We start from the raw sequence: 14,168 nt of genomic DNA, 5'->3' as shown, positions 1-14,168 counted from the left end.
CATGCAAGCCTCGCGCCACGCACAGCACGAAAGAGAAATTCGCATGCTGTCCGGTGCCGCAGGGCAGCATGGTCGTTCTTCGGTGCGAACCGGCGGAAAAACGGTTTGTCGGTCGGATCACAGACCGCCGCGGTGGCCGAGCCGGCGGATCTGGGTCGCGGCGATCAGGGCGATCATGGTGCGGCGCGGCAGCAGGCGGGCGAGCAGCGGCACCAGAGCGGCGAGACGCCCCGGTATCGCCATCCGGCGGCGGCCCATCAGGGCGTCGTAGCCGGTCTTCGCGGCCTCCTCCGCCGTGACGGTGAGGAAGCCCTGCGGCCCGGTCACGGTGACCCCGGCGCGCGCCTGGAAGCCGGTCGGCACCGGCCCGGGGCACAGCACCGTCACGCCGACGCCGCGGGGGCCGAGCTCGCGCCACAGCGCCTCGGAGAACGAGATCACGAACGCCTTGGTGGCGTAGTAGACGGCCATGCCGGGCCCCGGCACGAAGCCGGCGAGCGAGCCGACGTTCAGGATGGCGCCCTGCTGGCGGACGAGATCGTCGGCGAAGGCGAGCGTCAGTCCGGTGAGCGCCCTCACGTTGAGATCGATCATGGCGAGCTGCTCGGCCGGGTCGAGCGCGCTGGCGACCCCGAGCAGGCCGAAGCCGGCATTGTTGACCAGGTACCGGGCGACGAGCCCGCGCTCGCCCAGTGCGGCCTGCAACTGCGCCGGTGCGTCCGGGGCGGCGAGATCGAGGACCACGACGGTCGGGCGCGGCCGGCCATCGGCCGCGATCGCATCGGCGAGCGCGTTCAGCTCGGCGGAGCGGCGGGCGACCAGCACCACGGCGTGGCCGTCGGCGGCGAACAGTTTCGCCAGTTCGGCGCCGATGCCCGAGGAGGCACCGGTGACGACGGCGACGGGAGTCGACGTGACGGGGGGCGGCGTCTCCGCCGTCACTGCGGATCGTCCAGCGGATCGCGGCCGGCGGCGACCTCGCGCTTGAGCTCGATGCGCTCGCGGTTCGGCACCGCCAGGAGGTCGGCGACCCGCCACATCACGTTGTCCTCGAACTCGGTGACGCCGCCGTCGGCGAACACCATCTCCCACATCATGGCGACCACCTTGCGCCGCCCCTCCTCGTCGAGGGTGCGCATCAGCAGGCTGGTGAACTGGTAGAAGTCGACGGCGTCGCGGTCGGCCGCGACGGCGGCGTCGATCAGCTCGTCGGTCGCCGCGTCGTCGAGGGCGAAGCGGGTCTTCAGCAAGGTGTGCAGCTTCTCGCGTTCGACCTCCGACAGGGTCGCGTCGAGCGTCGCCACGTGAACCATCAGGGCGGCGGCGGCCAGCCGGTAGTCGTTCGCGTCGAAGCGGGCCGGGTGCTTGCCGCCGCTGGTCAGCTCGGCCAGGAATGTCTTGATGTCGGCGAACATGCGGGTCTGCTCCGAAAGCGGCGCGTGGACAGGGCGCTCGAGTCGACAGGGCGCTCGCGACGGCGCCTGGACGCCGGTCGACCGGGCGCCCGCCGGATCGGACGCCTTCTAGCGGATCTCGGGGCGAAACAGCAAAAGCCCACCCGCCGGGACGATCAGCCGCAGGGAGACGGTTGGTTCCGCTACCGGATCCCTTCCTTCGTGGCGGTCGCCTCGGCCAGGAGGGCGAGATTGTTCTGCACGAAGGGATTGGCCGGATCCTTGCCGGCCGCCTCGTTGAGGGTGGCGCGGGCGCGACGGTAGTCGCCGCGCAGCATGTAGGAATAGCCCATGTTGTTGAGCACGGCGGCGGTGCGGCCGGTGAGGCGGATGAGCTGCAGATAGGCGCGGTCGGCGAGGTCGAACCGCTTCAGCCGGTCGTAGGCGGCGGCGAGGCACAGCCAGGCGTCTGCCGATTTCGGCGACTGCTCGACGGCGCGGCGGCAGTGCTTCTCGGCCATGCCGTAGTTGCCCTGCCGGAACTGCTCGCGCCCGACGCTGAGATCGTCGCTGGGCGCGCTCGGCGTCATGTTGTCCTGGACGAGCTTGGGTGACGTGCCGCCGGTCGAGCCGGTGATGTCGCCGTCGGCGATCGCGACCGGCACCGTGCCGGTGACGTCGGTCTGGCCGAAGCTCGGCAGCTCCGGCAGCTTGACCGATGTGGTCTCGCAACCGGTGAGCCAGAGGAGCCCCACGACCGTCACGAACGCAAAACGCTGGAACTCGGCTCTCATGACACGCTCGGGACCGACGGCCCCTGCGGCGCAGACGGAAGGATGCGCGGCGAGGACTTCGAAGGGCTTTCCGAGAGCCTAGAAAACGACGGTTAAAATTTTGCCTTCTACGCAAAATTGCATTTCTTTGTCTGTAGGGCTCGCTGTGGTTGCAGGACGTGCGTCGCGGCCGGAAAACCACCTCGGCAGCTCACGACCAACGGGCCAGATCCGAGAGACGAGGCGGCGTGATGCGCGGCCTGGATCGAAGCCCGAAACGCGCTTCGGGCGTCGCGAGGCGTCGCCCAGCTCGCCTGTTCACCCCGCCGCGTCGGGGACCGCCGGCGCCTCGGCCCGGACCTTCGCCTGGGCCGGCGCGCTGCAGAAGCGCGCGAGGGCGTCGACGTCGGCTTCGCCCTCCTGCGCGGCGAGCCGGGCGTAGAGCAGCGCGACCGCGTGATAGAGCTCGCCGCAGGGCCGGTCGGCGTGGAGGAAGTCGGCGATCTCCTCCATCTCGGCGACGAAACGGTAGGCCTTGGGGAACATCGCCGGCACCTGCCGGGTCAGCCATTTGAGGAGCTGCGGCTGGCTCTCGGCCAGCTCCGCGGCGAGGTCCGCCGCGCAGCCGGCGCGCGTCGCGCCCAGCATCATGGCTGCCCCGATCGCAGTCAGCCCCTTGGTGATGCCCGCATAGGACATCTTCAGCGCCGAGGCGGCACCGACCGGTCCTTCCAGCACACGGATGTCGAGCCCGAGCTCGCGCATCGCCGCGGTCCGGCGGGCGGCCTCGCCGGCGACGTAGAAGACGGTCCGGCCGGTCGGGCCCGGCGGCGGACCGACGATGCCGCCGTCGACGAACGGGCAGCGGGTGTCGGCGAGCGCCGCCGCGATGTGCCGCACCGTGTCGGGCGACACCGCGTTGAAATCGACATAGACGGGCTTCTCGGCGAGGCGCGAGAGCTCCGGCCGCAGCCGCTTGGCGACCGCGACCGCCTCGCCGGGCGGCACGATCGAGAGCACCAGGCCGGCGCCGGCGACGAGCTCCTGGTCGGTCCCGACGACCGTGAGCCCGGCGCGGCGGGCCCGCTCGGCGCTCGCCTCGCTGCGGCCGGCGAGCGAGGTCGTCACCCGGGCGCCGCCCGCCACGAGGCGCGCCCCGACGGCCGCGCCCATCTCTCCCGGTGCGAGAACCGCGATGCTGATCATGTCGTCGAACCCCGTGCTGGGCGAACTATTCCGCAAGGCCGCGCAGTCCGCAACCACGGCCCGGCAGGGCGGGGGTGGGGCGAGGCCGCGCCGCGCCGCCGCATTGCGCCACCGGTTTCATGGCACCACTGCGGGCGGCATTCCTTAACGTGCGGCGGTGCGATCGCGGGGCCGTGCACGGTTCGTTGACGATAACCCTTGAGGCTGCCTTCAGCATACCGTCAGAACCCTGGTCCGGTTCACGAATTCCATACTCTCCAGGGGCCTAGTGGTCGGTCAGGAGCCGCATGGTGCGGGTCCGCGGGAAACCGACCGGTGCGCAGCAGCACAGTCATCATGATCGCGGTGGCGGCCGTGTTCGGCCTGCTCGCCGTGTTCGCGACGCGGAGCTGGCTCAACAGCCAGGCCGAGGCGCGCCTGCGCAGCCTGGAGGCCAACCGCGGGACCCCGGTCGCCGCCCGCACGGTCGTGGTGGCGGCGCGGCCGCTGCGCTACGGCCACGAGCTGTCGCCGCAGGTGCTGCGCGAGCAGCCGTGGCACGCCGAGACGCTGCCGAGCGGCGCGTTCGCCAGGATTTCCGACGTGCTCGGCGAGGGCAAGCGCGTCGTCCTCACGCCGATCGAGCCGAACGAGCCGGTGCTCGCGCTGAAGATCACCGGGCCGGGGCAGCGCGCCACCCTGTCGGCGCTGGTCGGTCCCGGCATGAAGGCGGTCACCATCCGGGTCAACGACGTCGACGGCGTCGGCGGCTTCGTGCTGCCGGGCGACCGCGTCGACGTCGTGCTGACGCGCCAGACCGACAAGGAGCAGGCCTCGACCCAGGTGCTGCTGCAGGACGTGCGGGTGCTCGCGGTCGACCAGGTCGCCGACGAGCGCGCCGCCAATCCGATGATCCCGAAGGCGGTGACGCTCGAGGTCGACACCGCCTCGGGACAGAAGCTCAGCCTCGCCGCGTCGGTCGGCTCGCTCTCGCTGCTGCTGCGCAAGGCCGGCGAGACCACCGAGAGCAAGACGGCGCGGGTCACCATCAAGGACCTGCTCAACGAGCTGGTCGGCGAGAAGCCGAAGAGCGACGTCACCACCGTGGTGGTGACGCGGGCCGGGCAGAGGCAGGACTACCGCGTGCCGCACGAGGGCGGAAGCGGCGCCTGGGCGGCGGCGGAATGAGAGAGGCGGCGGGCTCGTGCCGGGGGGCGCGGGGTCGCCGAGACCAGGACTTCGGGGGCTGAAATGGACGGGGACGGCATCATGGCGGAGAGGACGGCAGGGCCGTCGCGGAATGCGGCACGCGCGGCGGGGCGCCACCGGCGCACGCTCGCCGTCGCCACGGCGCTGGCGCTCGGCGGCGCGCTCGCCGCCGCGGCGCTGCCCGGCCTCGTCTCCGAGGCGCGGGCCCAGAAGGCGATCCAGTTCTCGGCCGGCAAGCGAACCCAGGCCGTCACCGTCCCGGTCGGCAAGTCGCAGGACATCCGCACCGACACGCCCTTCCTCGAGATCTCGCTCGGCGATCCGGAGATCGCCGACGTCAATCCGCTCACCGACCGCACGCTGTCGATCCTCGGCAAGAAGCTCGGCACCACCCGGGTGTCGGTCTACGGCGAGGGCAAGAAGCTGGTCGGCGTGTTCGACGTCGAGGTCTCCTACGACGTGTCGGCGCTCGCCACCGAGCTCGCCCACCGCTTCCCGGCCGCCAAGTTCCGCGTCACCAGCGTCAACGGCCGCATCCTGCTCGGCGGCACCGCGCCCGACTCGATCACCCTCGACCAGGCCCTGTCCATCTCCCGCGAGTTCGGCCCGCAGGTGATCAACGCCGTGCAGGTCGCCTCCCCCCAGCAGGTGCTGCTCGAGGTGCGCTTCGTCGAGGCGTCGCGCTCGGCCGGTCGCGAGCTCGGCGTGCAGTGGAACGCGTGGAGCAAGAACGGCCGCTTCACCGGCAATATCGGCGATCAGACGACCTCGCTGCCGGTCACCCAGGCGGTCGGCACCACGGCGGCCGGCGTGCTCTCCGGCGGCAACCCGTTCGGCTTCCTGGTCGGCAGCCTGGTGACCAAGGGCATGCAGATCGACGTCGCCCTGAACGCGCTGGAGGAGAAGGGGCTGGTGCGCCGGCTCGCCGAGCCGAACCTCGTCGCGCTCTCCGGCGACACGGCGAACTTCTTGGCGGGCGGCGAGTATCCGATCCCGGTGTCCGGCACGCTCGGCCAGATCTCGGTCGAGTACAAGCGCTACGGCGTCAGCCTCGCCTTCACGCCGACCGTGCTCAACGGCAGCATCATCAACCTGAAGATCGAGCCCGAGGTCAGCCAGATCGACAAGTCGACGACCGTGTCGGTCGCCAACGGCATCTCGGTGCCGGGCCTCACGGTGCGGCGCGCCTCGACCACGCTCGAGCTGCGCGACGGCCAGAGCTTCATGCTCGCCGGGCTCCTGCAGAACGACTCGACCACCGAGCAGGAGCAGTTCCCCTGGCTCGGCGACGTGCCGGTCCTCGGCACCCTGTTCTCCTCGAAGTCGTATCAGAAGAGGGAGACGGATCTCGTCATCATCGTGACGCCGCGCCTGGCGCGGCCGGCGCGGCCGGGCGATCCGCTCAAGACTCCGCTCGACAACACGCTGCCGGCCAACGACCTCGACTTCTTCGTCGGCGGCAAGCCCGAGCTCGACCGCGGCCCGGCGGTGCGGGGCGAGACGGCGGCGCTGCGGCCCTACACGGGGCACATGATCGAGTTCCCGGTGGGAGGCGTCTATGTGGTGCGCTGAGACGGTCCGGTTCCGCGCCCTCGGTGGCGCCCTCGTGCTCGCCGCGCTGCTCGGCGGCTGCTCGGACATCTACTACGATCGCCGCGAGACCCTGCTGTTCGGGGCCCAGGATGCGGTCGCCACCAACGCCGCCATCCACACGATCGATCCTTGGCCGAAGGCGGCGGCCGACCGGAACATCCCGGGCCAGGGCACCACGGTCGCCATCGCCGCCGAGCGCTACCGGCGCGGCCGGGTGATCAAGCCGCAGGGCCTCGGCACCACCTCCACCTGGAAGCAGTCGCAGGGCGCCGAGGGTGCACCCACGGTCGCCGGCGCAACCTCGGGAGGCGAGACCGTCAAGGACTGACCGCGGCGCCGCCGCCTTTCCGCGAGTCCGAAAGACCCCCATCATGCGAAGTCCCCGCACCAGATCCTCCGGAGCCAAGACGCGCGTCGTCGTCGTCACCCCCGATCCCGAGTTCGAGCGGGTCGTGCAGGAGACGTTCGCGGCCGCGCCGCAGATCGATCTCGATCTGCTGCCGGGGACCTTGGCCGGGCAGGCCGCCGCCGTCGCCGAATCCGACGCGACCGTGGTGGTGGTCGACCTGCACGCCGCGACGGCCGAGGAGATGGCGGCCCTCGACGGCCTGACGGCGCGGTTCGCCGGCTGGCCGCCGGTCGTCACCGTGACGGACGCCTTCGACAAGGAGGTGATGCGCCAGCTGCTGAAGATGCGAATCGCCGACTTCCTGGTGAAGCCGGTGCAGCCGGTCGAGCTGGTCCGCACCTGCGCCCGCGTGGTGCAGACGCCGACCGGCAACGAGTCGAGCGAGGCCGAGATCGTCACCTATCTGCCGGCGGTCGGCGGCGCCGGGGTGACCACGCTGGCGATCCAGACCGCGCTGCTGCTGCTCGGCAGCGGCACCCAGAAGACACGGCCGGCGACCTGCCTGGTCGATCTCGACTTCCAGCACGGCGCCTGCGCCGATTATCTCGACCTGGAGCCGCGGCTCGACCTCAACGAGATCGAGCCGCGCCCCGAACGGCTCGATCGCCAGCTGCTCGAGGTGATGCTCTCCTATCATGCCTCCGGCCTCGCCGTGATCGCGGCGCCGTGCCGGCCGGCCGAGATGCGCTCGTTCGATCCCGACACCGTGACGCGCCTCCTCGACCTCGTCTCCTCGCACTTCAACTACGTGGTGATCGACCTGCCGCGAACCTGGTTCGCCTGGACCGACAACGTGCTGCTCGGCTCCAACCGGCTGTTCGTGGTGAGCGAGATGACGGTCCCCGGCATCAAGCACGCCAAGCAGCTCGTCACCGCGGTGCGCGAGCGGCTGGAGGACGGTCCGCGCCCGCAGGTGATCATCAACCGTTTCGAGCAGCGGCTGTTCGGCGCCGGCCTGCGCCGCAGCGACGTCGAGCAGGCGCTCGGGGAGGACTTCGCCGCCACCATCCCGAACGACTACCGGCTGGTGCGCGAGGCGATCGACCGCGGCGTGCCGCTCGACGAGGTCAAGGCCGGCAACAAGATCACGACCCAGCTCCGGAAGCTCGTCGCGCCCGTGGTGCCGGCCGACAGGGCGGCCGCCGAGCCGGCCGGCAAGCGGCGTCTGGGCCTGTCCTGGGCGCGGGGATGATCGCGCCGCCGGGCGGCACGACGACGAGGTGACGAGAGGGGCCATGGCCGGACGTTTCAGCTTCCGCAAGGTACCGTCGCCGCCGGTCGAGCCGGCGATGCCCGACGAGACCGCGGCCGCGCCGGACGGCATCGCCTGGACCGTCTTCCCCGAAGGCGCGCCGGAGGCGGCCGCGGCGCTCGCCCCGCCGCCGCCGTCCCCACCGCCGCCGCCCGCGCCGGCCCCCTCCGTCGCCCCGGCGAACCCGGTGCTTCGCGAGAAGCTGCTCGACGCCAAGGTGCGGCTGCATCGCCGGCTGATCGAGGAGATCAACCTCCAGGCGCTCGAGAAGCTGCCCGAGGACGAGATCCGCAAGCACATCCAGCAGCTCGTCGCGCAGTACGTGCTGGTCGAGCGGCTGGCGCTCAACACCCAGGAGCTCGCCGACTTCGTCACCGAGATCCTCGACGAGATGACCGGGCTCGGGCCGATCGAGCCGCTGCTCAAGGACGCCTCGATCAGCGACATCCTGATCAACGGCCACGAATGCGTCTATGTCGAGCGCGGCGGCATGCTGGAGCCGACCGCGGTGCGCTTCAAGGACGAGACGCATCTCCTGCGCATCGTCAACAAGATCGTCTCGGCAGTCGGCCGGCGGGTCGACGAATCCCATCCGCTCTGCGACGCCCGCCTGCTCGACGGCTCCCGCGTCAACGTGGCGATCCGGCCGGTCGCGGTGGACGGCCCGCTGGTGTCGATCCGCAAGTTCTCCAAGAAGCCGCTCCACCTGAGCAAGCTCGTCGACGTCGGAGCGCTGCGGCCGCAGATGGCCGAGCTGCTCGCCGCGCTGGTCAAGGCCCGCGTGACGACCATCATCTCGGGCGGCACCGGCTCCGGCAAGACGACGATGCTGAACGCGCTCTCGGCCTTCATCTCCGACAAGGAGCGGCTGATCACCATCGAGGACGCCGCCGAGCTGCAGCTCCAGCAGCCGCACGTCGCCCGCATGGAGACGCGGCCGCCCAACGTCGAGGGAAAGGGCGAGATCCGCCAGCGCGACCTCGTCAAGAACGCACTGCGCATGCGGCCCGAACGCATCATCCTCGGCGAGTGCCGCGGCGAGGAGGCGTTCGACATGCTGCAGGCCATGAACACCGGCCACGAGGGCTCGATGGCCACCATCCACGCCAACAATCCGCGCGAGGCGATCTCCCGCCTCGAGCAGATGATCGGCATGGCCGGGCTACCGATGACCATCGCCTCGGTGCGCGGCCAGATCGCCGCCGCCATCCGCATCATCGTCCAGCTCTCGCGCCTCTCCGACGGCAAGCGCAAGGTGATGAGCATCGCCGAGATCACCGGCATGGAGGGCGACATCATCCAGATGCAGGAGATCTTCAAGTTCGTCCGCACCGCGACGCTCGAGGACGGCACCGTGCAGGGCCATTTCGTCGCCACCGGCGTGCGCCCGCGTGTGCTGACCGAGCTGACCGCCAAGGGCATCAAGATCCCGTCGAGCTACTTCGATCCGGGCCATCCGCTGTGACCGGTTGACCGCCATGCCCGACATCGATCCCGTCTACATGATCTACGCGCTGGCCGCCGCCTCGGCGATCATGTTCGGCGAGGGCGCCTATCTGCTGTTCTTCTCGGCGGCCTCCTACCGCAAGCGGGTCAACCGCCGGCTGGCGCTGCTCGCCGACACGCCCGACCGCGAGAGCATCCTGATCCAGCTCCGCCGCGAGCGCGGCCTCACCTCGGGCGGCGACCTCACGCTGCCGATCATGTCGTTCAACCGGCTGCTGCTGCAGTCCGGCATGTCGGGCGGCATCACCCGGCTGGTGATCTACACGCTGTTCGCCGGCGTGGTCGTGTTCGGCGCCGTCCTGACCCTCCGCAACAGCATGGTCGAGGCGATTCCGGCGACGCTCGCCACGCTCGCGCTCGGTCCGATCCTGGCGCTGAAGGTGCTCCGCTCGCGCCGGCAGAAGCAGTTCGGCGCCCAGTTCTCCCACGCCATCGACATCATCGTGCGGAGCCTCAGGGCCGGCCATCCGGTGCCGATCGCCGTCACCATGGTGGCGCGCGAGCTGCCCGATCCGATCGGTACCGAGTTCGGCATCGTCGCCGACGAGATCACCTACGGGGCCGATCTCGAGACCGCCATGCGCAACCTGTTCTACCGGGTCGGGCAGGACGACCTGCCGCTGTTCGTCACCGCGGTGGCGATCCAGGGCTCTACCGGCGGCAATCTCGGCGAGATCCTGGAGAACCTCTCCTCGGTGATCCGCGACCGCTTCAAGATGCGGCGCAAGGTCAAGGCGCTCGCCGCGGAAGGCAAGATGTCGGCGATGCTGCTGTCGGCGCTGCCGATTGGCATGTTCTTCATCGTCCAGGTGGTGTCTCCGGACTTCTACGGCAGCGTGTGGAAGTACGACCTGACCAAGTTCGGTCTCGGCGTCGCCGGCGCCTGGATGCTCATCGGGAACCTGCTGATGTTCCGCATGGTCAACTTCAAGATCTGATCGCGACACCGCACGGAGCCGGCCCGCCGCATGGACACGCTGATCGCCCAGAACACCGACCTGCTGATCACCGCCTTCGTGTTCGTGGCGGCGACCGCGGCGGCGTTCGGCGTGATGGCGGTGGTGCGGGTGCGCGGCGCGGTCAAGCGGCGCGCCGCCGGGATCGTCGGCGGCGGCAGCCTGGCCGAGAGCGGCGGCCGCCGCTCGTTCCGCCAGGCCAGCGTCGAGGCCGTGCAGAAGCTCGTCGACTACACCACCAGGCATTATGCGAGCCTCGACACCGGCAACATGAAGCTGCTGCGCGCCCGTCTGGTGCAGGCCGGGATCTTCGATCCGCGCGCCGTCGGCCTGTTTTTCGTGCTGCGCGGCGGTCTCGCGGTCGGCCTCGGCGGCCTCGCCTTCGCGCTGCTGCCGACCGTGATGGACGCCGGCGCCTCGTCGTTCTGGGGGCTGGTCGGGGTCGCCGGACTGGCCGGCTATCTCGGTCCGAGCCTGGCGCTCGACCGCATCGTCAGGCAGCGGCGCGACGAGTATCGCACCGGCTTCCCGGACTTCATGGATCTGCTGGTCGTCTGCGCCGACGCCGGGCTCGGCATGGAAGGCGCGCTCGAGCGCGTCGGCCGCGAGCTCGCCGATTCCTACCCGGCGCTCGCCCAGAACATCCACATCACCAATCTCGAGATCCGGGCGGGCCGCACCCTCACCGAGGCGCTGGAGCATTTCGGCGACCGCCTCGGGCTGGAGGAGGTGCGCTCCTTCGCGACGCTGATCCAGCAGTCCGACGAGCTCGGCTCCAGCATCACGGACGCCTTGCGCGTGTACAGCGAGGACATGCGCCACAAGCGCCTGTCGCTCGCCGAGGAGAAGGCCTACAGCCTGCCCGTGAAGCTGTCCGTGCCCCTGATGATCTGCGTGTTTCCGGTGCTGTTCGTCGTCATCCTGCTGCCCGTCTATGTGCGCGTGAAGATGGGCGCGTACTGAACGACGCGACGTCTCGCCTTGTTGCTAATGCTGAAGTACTACGTCGCTGCGTGCGGTTTCCTGCAGGCATTGCATGAATCCTTAGCACTTCCGCCGGCATGATGCGGCTCGCTTCCGCACCTCGTTCCCGTCGTTCCCGTACAGCCTCGCGACCCGCCTCATGTCCCGATCATGGACGTTCCGGGCCTTGTCTGCCGCCGCCGTGCTGGTGCTCGGACTGGCGACCGGCGGGGTGGGCGTCGCCCTCTATGTCGACCGTGAGCACGAGGTCCGCGGTGGCCTGCGCGAGGTGCAGAACGTCGCCGTGGTCCTGGCAGGGCAGCTCACCAGCTCGATCCAGGCGGTGGACATCGTCCTGCGCGAGCTGCAGGCCCGGCTGTCCACCGACGTGCAGGCGCCCGGCCACGATGCCCCCGCCATTCCCGACCCGCAGGCGTTTCGACTTCTCATGCTGGAGCGGCTCGCGCACCTGTCGCAGGCGTTCGGCATCACGGTGACGGACAGCGTCGGCAGGGTTGTCCTGACGACGGCGCGCTGGCCGACGCCGGACCTCGATCTCTCAGACCGCGAGTACTTCCTCGATCTCCAGGCCCACGACGACGATCGCCTGAGCACCCCGTTGCCGGTGAGGAGCCGCATCAACGGGGCCCAGACGCTGGTCCTGGCCCGCCGCCTGAACGGCGCGGACGGAAGGTTCCTCGGCATCGTCTATGTCAGCCTCGCGATGGATTACTTCGCGCGGGTGTACCGGCCGGTCGAGCGGTTGAACCGGCAGGTGTTCACCTTCGCGCGCGCCGACGGGCGGGTGTTCATCCGCTATCCCGATTCCGAGAGCCGCACCGGTACGATCGTTCCGCTGAACTCCCCCTGGCACGACGTGGTGGCCAACGGGGGCGGCACCTACTGGTCGTGGGGGCTGTTCGACGGGCGCCCCCGCTGGGTCGCCGTGCAGCCGCTGGACGGTTATCCGTTCGTCGTGAACGTCTCGGTGGAGGAGGCCGACGTCCTGGCGCCCTGGCGCCAGCGCTCGCTGGTGGTGGGCGCCGCGACGCTGGCCTTCCTGGTGGCCGCGACCGGTCTGCTGGTCCTGATGGTCCGGCAGTATCGTCGCACCAGCGCCTCGGAGGCGTCGCTCGCCGAGAAGTCGCAGGCGCTGGTCCGCGAGCACGCCGAGCTGCTCGCCCATCAGGCCGCGCTGCAGCTCCAGAACCAGCGCTTCGACGCGGCCCTCAACAACATGACCCAGGGACTCGCGATGTTCGACCGGAGCGCCTGCCTGGTGGTGTGCAACGAGCGCTACCGCGAGATCTACGGCATCCCGTCCGGCGACACCGTGCCGGGCACACCGCTCTACGCCGTGATCGCCGCCTGCGCCGACCTGCGTGATCGACCTGAGTCGATCGAGAAGGTGACGCGCGCCATACGCGAGCGCACCACGAGCGGCAGCGTATCGAGTCACGAGTTCACCCTCGGCAACGGCCGCACGATCCTGGTCGCCAACCAGCCGATGGAGGGTGGCGGCTGGCTGTCGACCCACGAGGACGTCACCGATCGCCGGCAGGCGGAGGAGAAGATCCGACGGCTCGCCCACAGCGACCTGCTGACCGGCGTCGCCAACCGTTCGCATTTCCTCGAGCAGATGGCGACGGCGCGCCGGCGTCTGGAGGCCGAGGAGAGGCCGTTCACGGTCCTGATGCTCGACCTCGACCGCTTCAAGCCCGTCAACGACACGCTCGGTCACGCCGCCGGCGACATCGTGCTGAAGGAGATCGCCGGCCGCCTGCAGAAGGCGTTGCGCGCCGACGACGTGCTGGCGCGGCTCGGCGGCGACGAGTTCGCCGTCATCCAGTCGCCGCCGCGCGACTTCGCACCGGGGGGCGACTGGAGCGAGGCGATGCACGAGAGCGCCGTCGTGCTGGCGAGCCGGATCGTCGATCTCGTCGACGAGCCGTTCGACATCGACGGGACCAAGGTCTCGGTCGGTGCCAGCATCGGCATCGCCATGGCTCCGAAGGACGCAACGCGGGCCGACGAGCTGATGAAGAAGGCTGACCTCGCGCTCTATGCCATCAAGGGCAACGGCCGGAACGGCTTCGCCTTCTTCGACACCTCGATGGCGGCCGAGGCGGACGAGCGCCACCGGCTGGAGATCGACTTCCGGGCCGGGCTGGCCCGCGGCGAGTTCGAGCTCCACTACCAGCCGATCGTCGAGGCGGGGACACGGCGGCTCGTCGGTCGCGAGGCGCTGATCCGCTGGAACCATCCCGACGAGGGCCTGATCGCGCCGGACCGCTTCATCGCCATGGCCGAGGACACCGGGCTCGTCGGAGCTCTCGGCGAATGGATCCTGCAGACCGCCTGTGCCGAGGCGGCGACCTGGCCGGACGACGCCACGGTCGCGGTCAACATCTCGCCCGTCCAGTTCCGCAAGACCAACCTGCTCGACGTGATCATGTGCGCCCTGGTCGACTCCGGGCTGCCGCCGGAGCGGCTGGAGATCGAGATCACCGAGCGGGTCCTCCTGGAATGGGAGGCCGATCACGTCTCCACCCTGCATCAGCTCAAGAATCTCGGTGTGTCCATCGCGCTCGACGACTTCGGCACCGGCTACTCGTCGCTCAGCTACCTGACCACCTTCCCGTTCGACAAGCTCAAGATCGACCGCTGCTTCACCCGCGATCTCCTGGCCCGGGACGGTTGCGGTGCCATCGTGTGCGCCATCGTCAATCTCGGCCGTTCGCTCGACATGGTCACGGTCGCCGAGGGGGTCGAGACGGAGACGCAGCTGCGGCTCCTGCGGGCCGCCGGCGTCGATCAGGTGCAGGGCTATCTGGTCGGGCGGCCGGCGCCCGCGACGGCGCTGGTCGCCGCCCCCGCGCCGGGCGCCGCCCCCGCGGCGGACGCCGCCATGGTCCGGTCGGCCTGACC

Annotated in this window: 12 protein-coding genes; 8 read left to right on the top strand and 4 right to left on the bottom strand. The window is 70.2% G+C overall.

All coding sequences use genetic code 11. The features are described from left to right. Window positions 1-117: 117 nt before the first annotated feature. The 4 genes from J2S22_RS07685 to J2S22_RS07670 all read right to left on the bottom strand — a co-directional run bounded on the left by J2S22_RS07685 (window position 118) and on the right by J2S22_RS07670 (window position 3,373). Window positions 118-942 carry an SDR family NAD(P)-dependent oxidoreductase gene (locus tag J2S22_RS07685; protein ID WP_272776648.1) on the bottom strand — a complete coding sequence of 275 codons (825 nt, stop codon included), beginning with the start codon at window positions 940-942 and terminating at the stop codon, window positions 118-120. Further along, a complete protein-coding gene (locus J2S22_RS07680) occupies window positions 939-1,415 on the bottom strand; it encodes a tellurite resistance TerB family protein (protein ID WP_272776649.1) in 477 nt (158 codons plus the stop codon). Before J2S22_RS07680 ends, J2S22_RS07685 begins: the two co-directional genes overlap by 4 nt. 182 nt (window positions 1,416-1,597) lie before the next feature. Next, window positions 1,598-2,188, bottom strand: a complete 591-nt coding sequence (locus J2S22_RS07675) for a tetratricopeptide repeat protein (RefSeq protein WP_272776650.1) — start codon at window positions 2,186-2,188, stop codon at window positions 1,598-1,600. Between the two features lie 297 nt (window positions 2,189-2,485). Next, a complete protein-coding gene (locus J2S22_RS07670) occupies window positions 2,486-3,373 on the bottom strand; it encodes an NAD(P)-dependent oxidoreductase (protein WP_272776651.1) in 888 nt (295 codons plus the stop codon). Window positions 3,374-3,688: 315 nt separating this feature from the next. Here J2S22_RS07670 and cpaB point away from each other — a divergent pair, with 315 nt between their 5' ends. The 8 genes from cpaB (at window position 3,689) to J2S22_RS07630 (ending at window position 14,166) form a co-directional block, all read left to right on the top strand. Further along, window positions 3,689-4,540, top strand: a complete 852-nt coding sequence (gene cpaB, locus J2S22_RS07665; RefSeq protein WP_272776652.1) for a Flp pilus assembly protein CpaB — start codon at window positions 3,689-3,691, stop codon at window positions 4,538-4,540. Window positions 4,541-4,621: 81 nt separating this feature from the next. Next, window positions 4,622-6,133, top strand: a complete 1,512-nt coding sequence (locus tag J2S22_RS07660; protein WP_272776653.1) for a type II and III secretion system protein family protein — start codon at window positions 4,622-4,624, stop codon at window positions 6,131-6,133. Further along, a complete protein-coding gene (locus J2S22_RS07655; RefSeq protein WP_272776654.1) occupies window positions 6,120-6,482 on the top strand; it encodes a hypothetical protein in 363 nt (120 codons plus the stop codon). Before J2S22_RS07660 ends, J2S22_RS07655 begins: the two co-directional genes overlap by 14 nt. Window positions 6,483-6,525: 43 nt before the next feature. After that, entirely contained in the window at window positions 6,526-7,755 is a 1,230-nt protein-coding gene (locus tag J2S22_RS07650; RefSeq protein ID WP_272776655.1) for a CpaE/TadZ family protein, read from the top strand. A gap of 97 nt (window positions 7,756-7,852) precedes the next feature. Further along, window positions 7,853-9,280, top strand: a complete 1,428-nt coding sequence (locus tag J2S22_RS07645; protein WP_370878188.1) for a TadA family conjugal transfer-associated ATPase — start codon at window positions 7,853-7,855, stop codon at window positions 9,278-9,280. A 13-nt stretch (window positions 9,281-9,293) separates the two neighbouring features. Continuing rightward, complete coding sequence (locus J2S22_RS07640; RefSeq protein WP_272776657.1) at window positions 9,294-10,259, top strand: type II secretion system F family protein; 966 nt, start codon at window positions 9,294-9,296, stop codon at window positions 10,257-10,259. A gap of 30 nt (window positions 10,260-10,289) precedes the next feature. Beyond that, the gene (locus J2S22_RS07635; RefSeq protein WP_272776658.1) at window positions 10,290-11,240 is read left to right on the top strand and encodes a type II secretion system F family protein; all 951 of its coding nucleotides are present in this window, start codon (window positions 10,290-10,292) and stop codon (window positions 11,238-11,240) included. A gap of 160 nt (window positions 11,241-11,400) precedes the next feature. Next, on the top strand, window positions 11,401-14,166 hold the full coding sequence (locus J2S22_RS07630) for a bifunctional diguanylate cyclase/phosphodiesterase (RefSeq protein WP_272776659.1): 2,766 nt from the start codon (window positions 11,401-11,403) through the stop codon (window positions 14,164-14,166). Window positions 14,167-14,168 lie beyond the last annotated feature (2 nt).

Origin of the sequence: Rhodoplanes tepidamans (assembly GCF_030813915.1) — a bacterium.
Taxonomy (GTDB): domain Bacteria; phylum Pseudomonadota; class Alphaproteobacteria; order Rhizobiales; family Xanthobacteraceae; genus Rhodoplanes; species Rhodoplanes tepidamans.
Note: the sequence above shows the minus strand (reverse complement) of the source record. Positions and strands in the feature narration are given on the sequence as shown.

Excerpts from the sequence above, each read along its gene's own strand:
- J2S22_RS07680 (WP_272776649.1), bottom strand. The coding sequence starts at position 1,415 with ATGTTCGCCGACATCAAGACATTCCTGGCCGAGCTGACCAGCGGCGGC.
- J2S22_RS07675 (WP_272776650.1), bottom strand. The coding sequence starts at position 2,188 with ATGAGAGCCGAGTTCCAGCGTTTTGCGTTCGTGACGGTCGTGGGGCTC.
- J2S22_RS07670 (WP_272776651.1), bottom strand. The coding sequence starts at position 3,373 with ATGATCAGCATCGCGGTTCTCGCACCGGGAGAGATGGGCGCGGCCGTC.
- J2S22_RS07660 (WP_272776653.1), top strand. The coding sequence starts at position 4,622 with ATGGCGGAGAGGACGGCAGGGCCGTCGCGGAATGCGGCACGCGCGGCG.
- J2S22_RS07655 (WP_272776654.1), top strand. The coding sequence starts at position 6,120 with ATGTGGTGCGCTGAGACGGTCCGGTTCCGCGCCCTCGGTGGCGCCCTC.
- J2S22_RS07650 (WP_272776655.1), top strand. The coding sequence starts at position 6,526 with ATGCGAAGTCCCCGCACCAGATCCTCCGGAGCCAAGACGCGCGTCGTC.
- J2S22_RS07645 (WP_370878188.1), top strand. The coding sequence starts at position 7,853 with ATGCCCGACGAGACCGCGGCCGCGCCGGACGGCATCGCCTGGACCGTC.
- J2S22_RS07640 (WP_272776657.1), top strand. The coding sequence starts at position 9,294 with ATGCCCGACATCGATCCCGTCTACATGATCTACGCGCTGGCCGCCGCC.
- J2S22_RS07635 (WP_272776658.1), top strand. The coding sequence starts at position 10,290 with ATGGACACGCTGATCGCCCAGAACACCGACCTGCTGATCACCGCCTTC.
- J2S22_RS07630 (WP_272776659.1), top strand. The coding sequence starts at position 11,401 with ATGTCCCGATCATGGACGTTCCGGGCCTTGTCTGCCGCCGCCGTGCTG.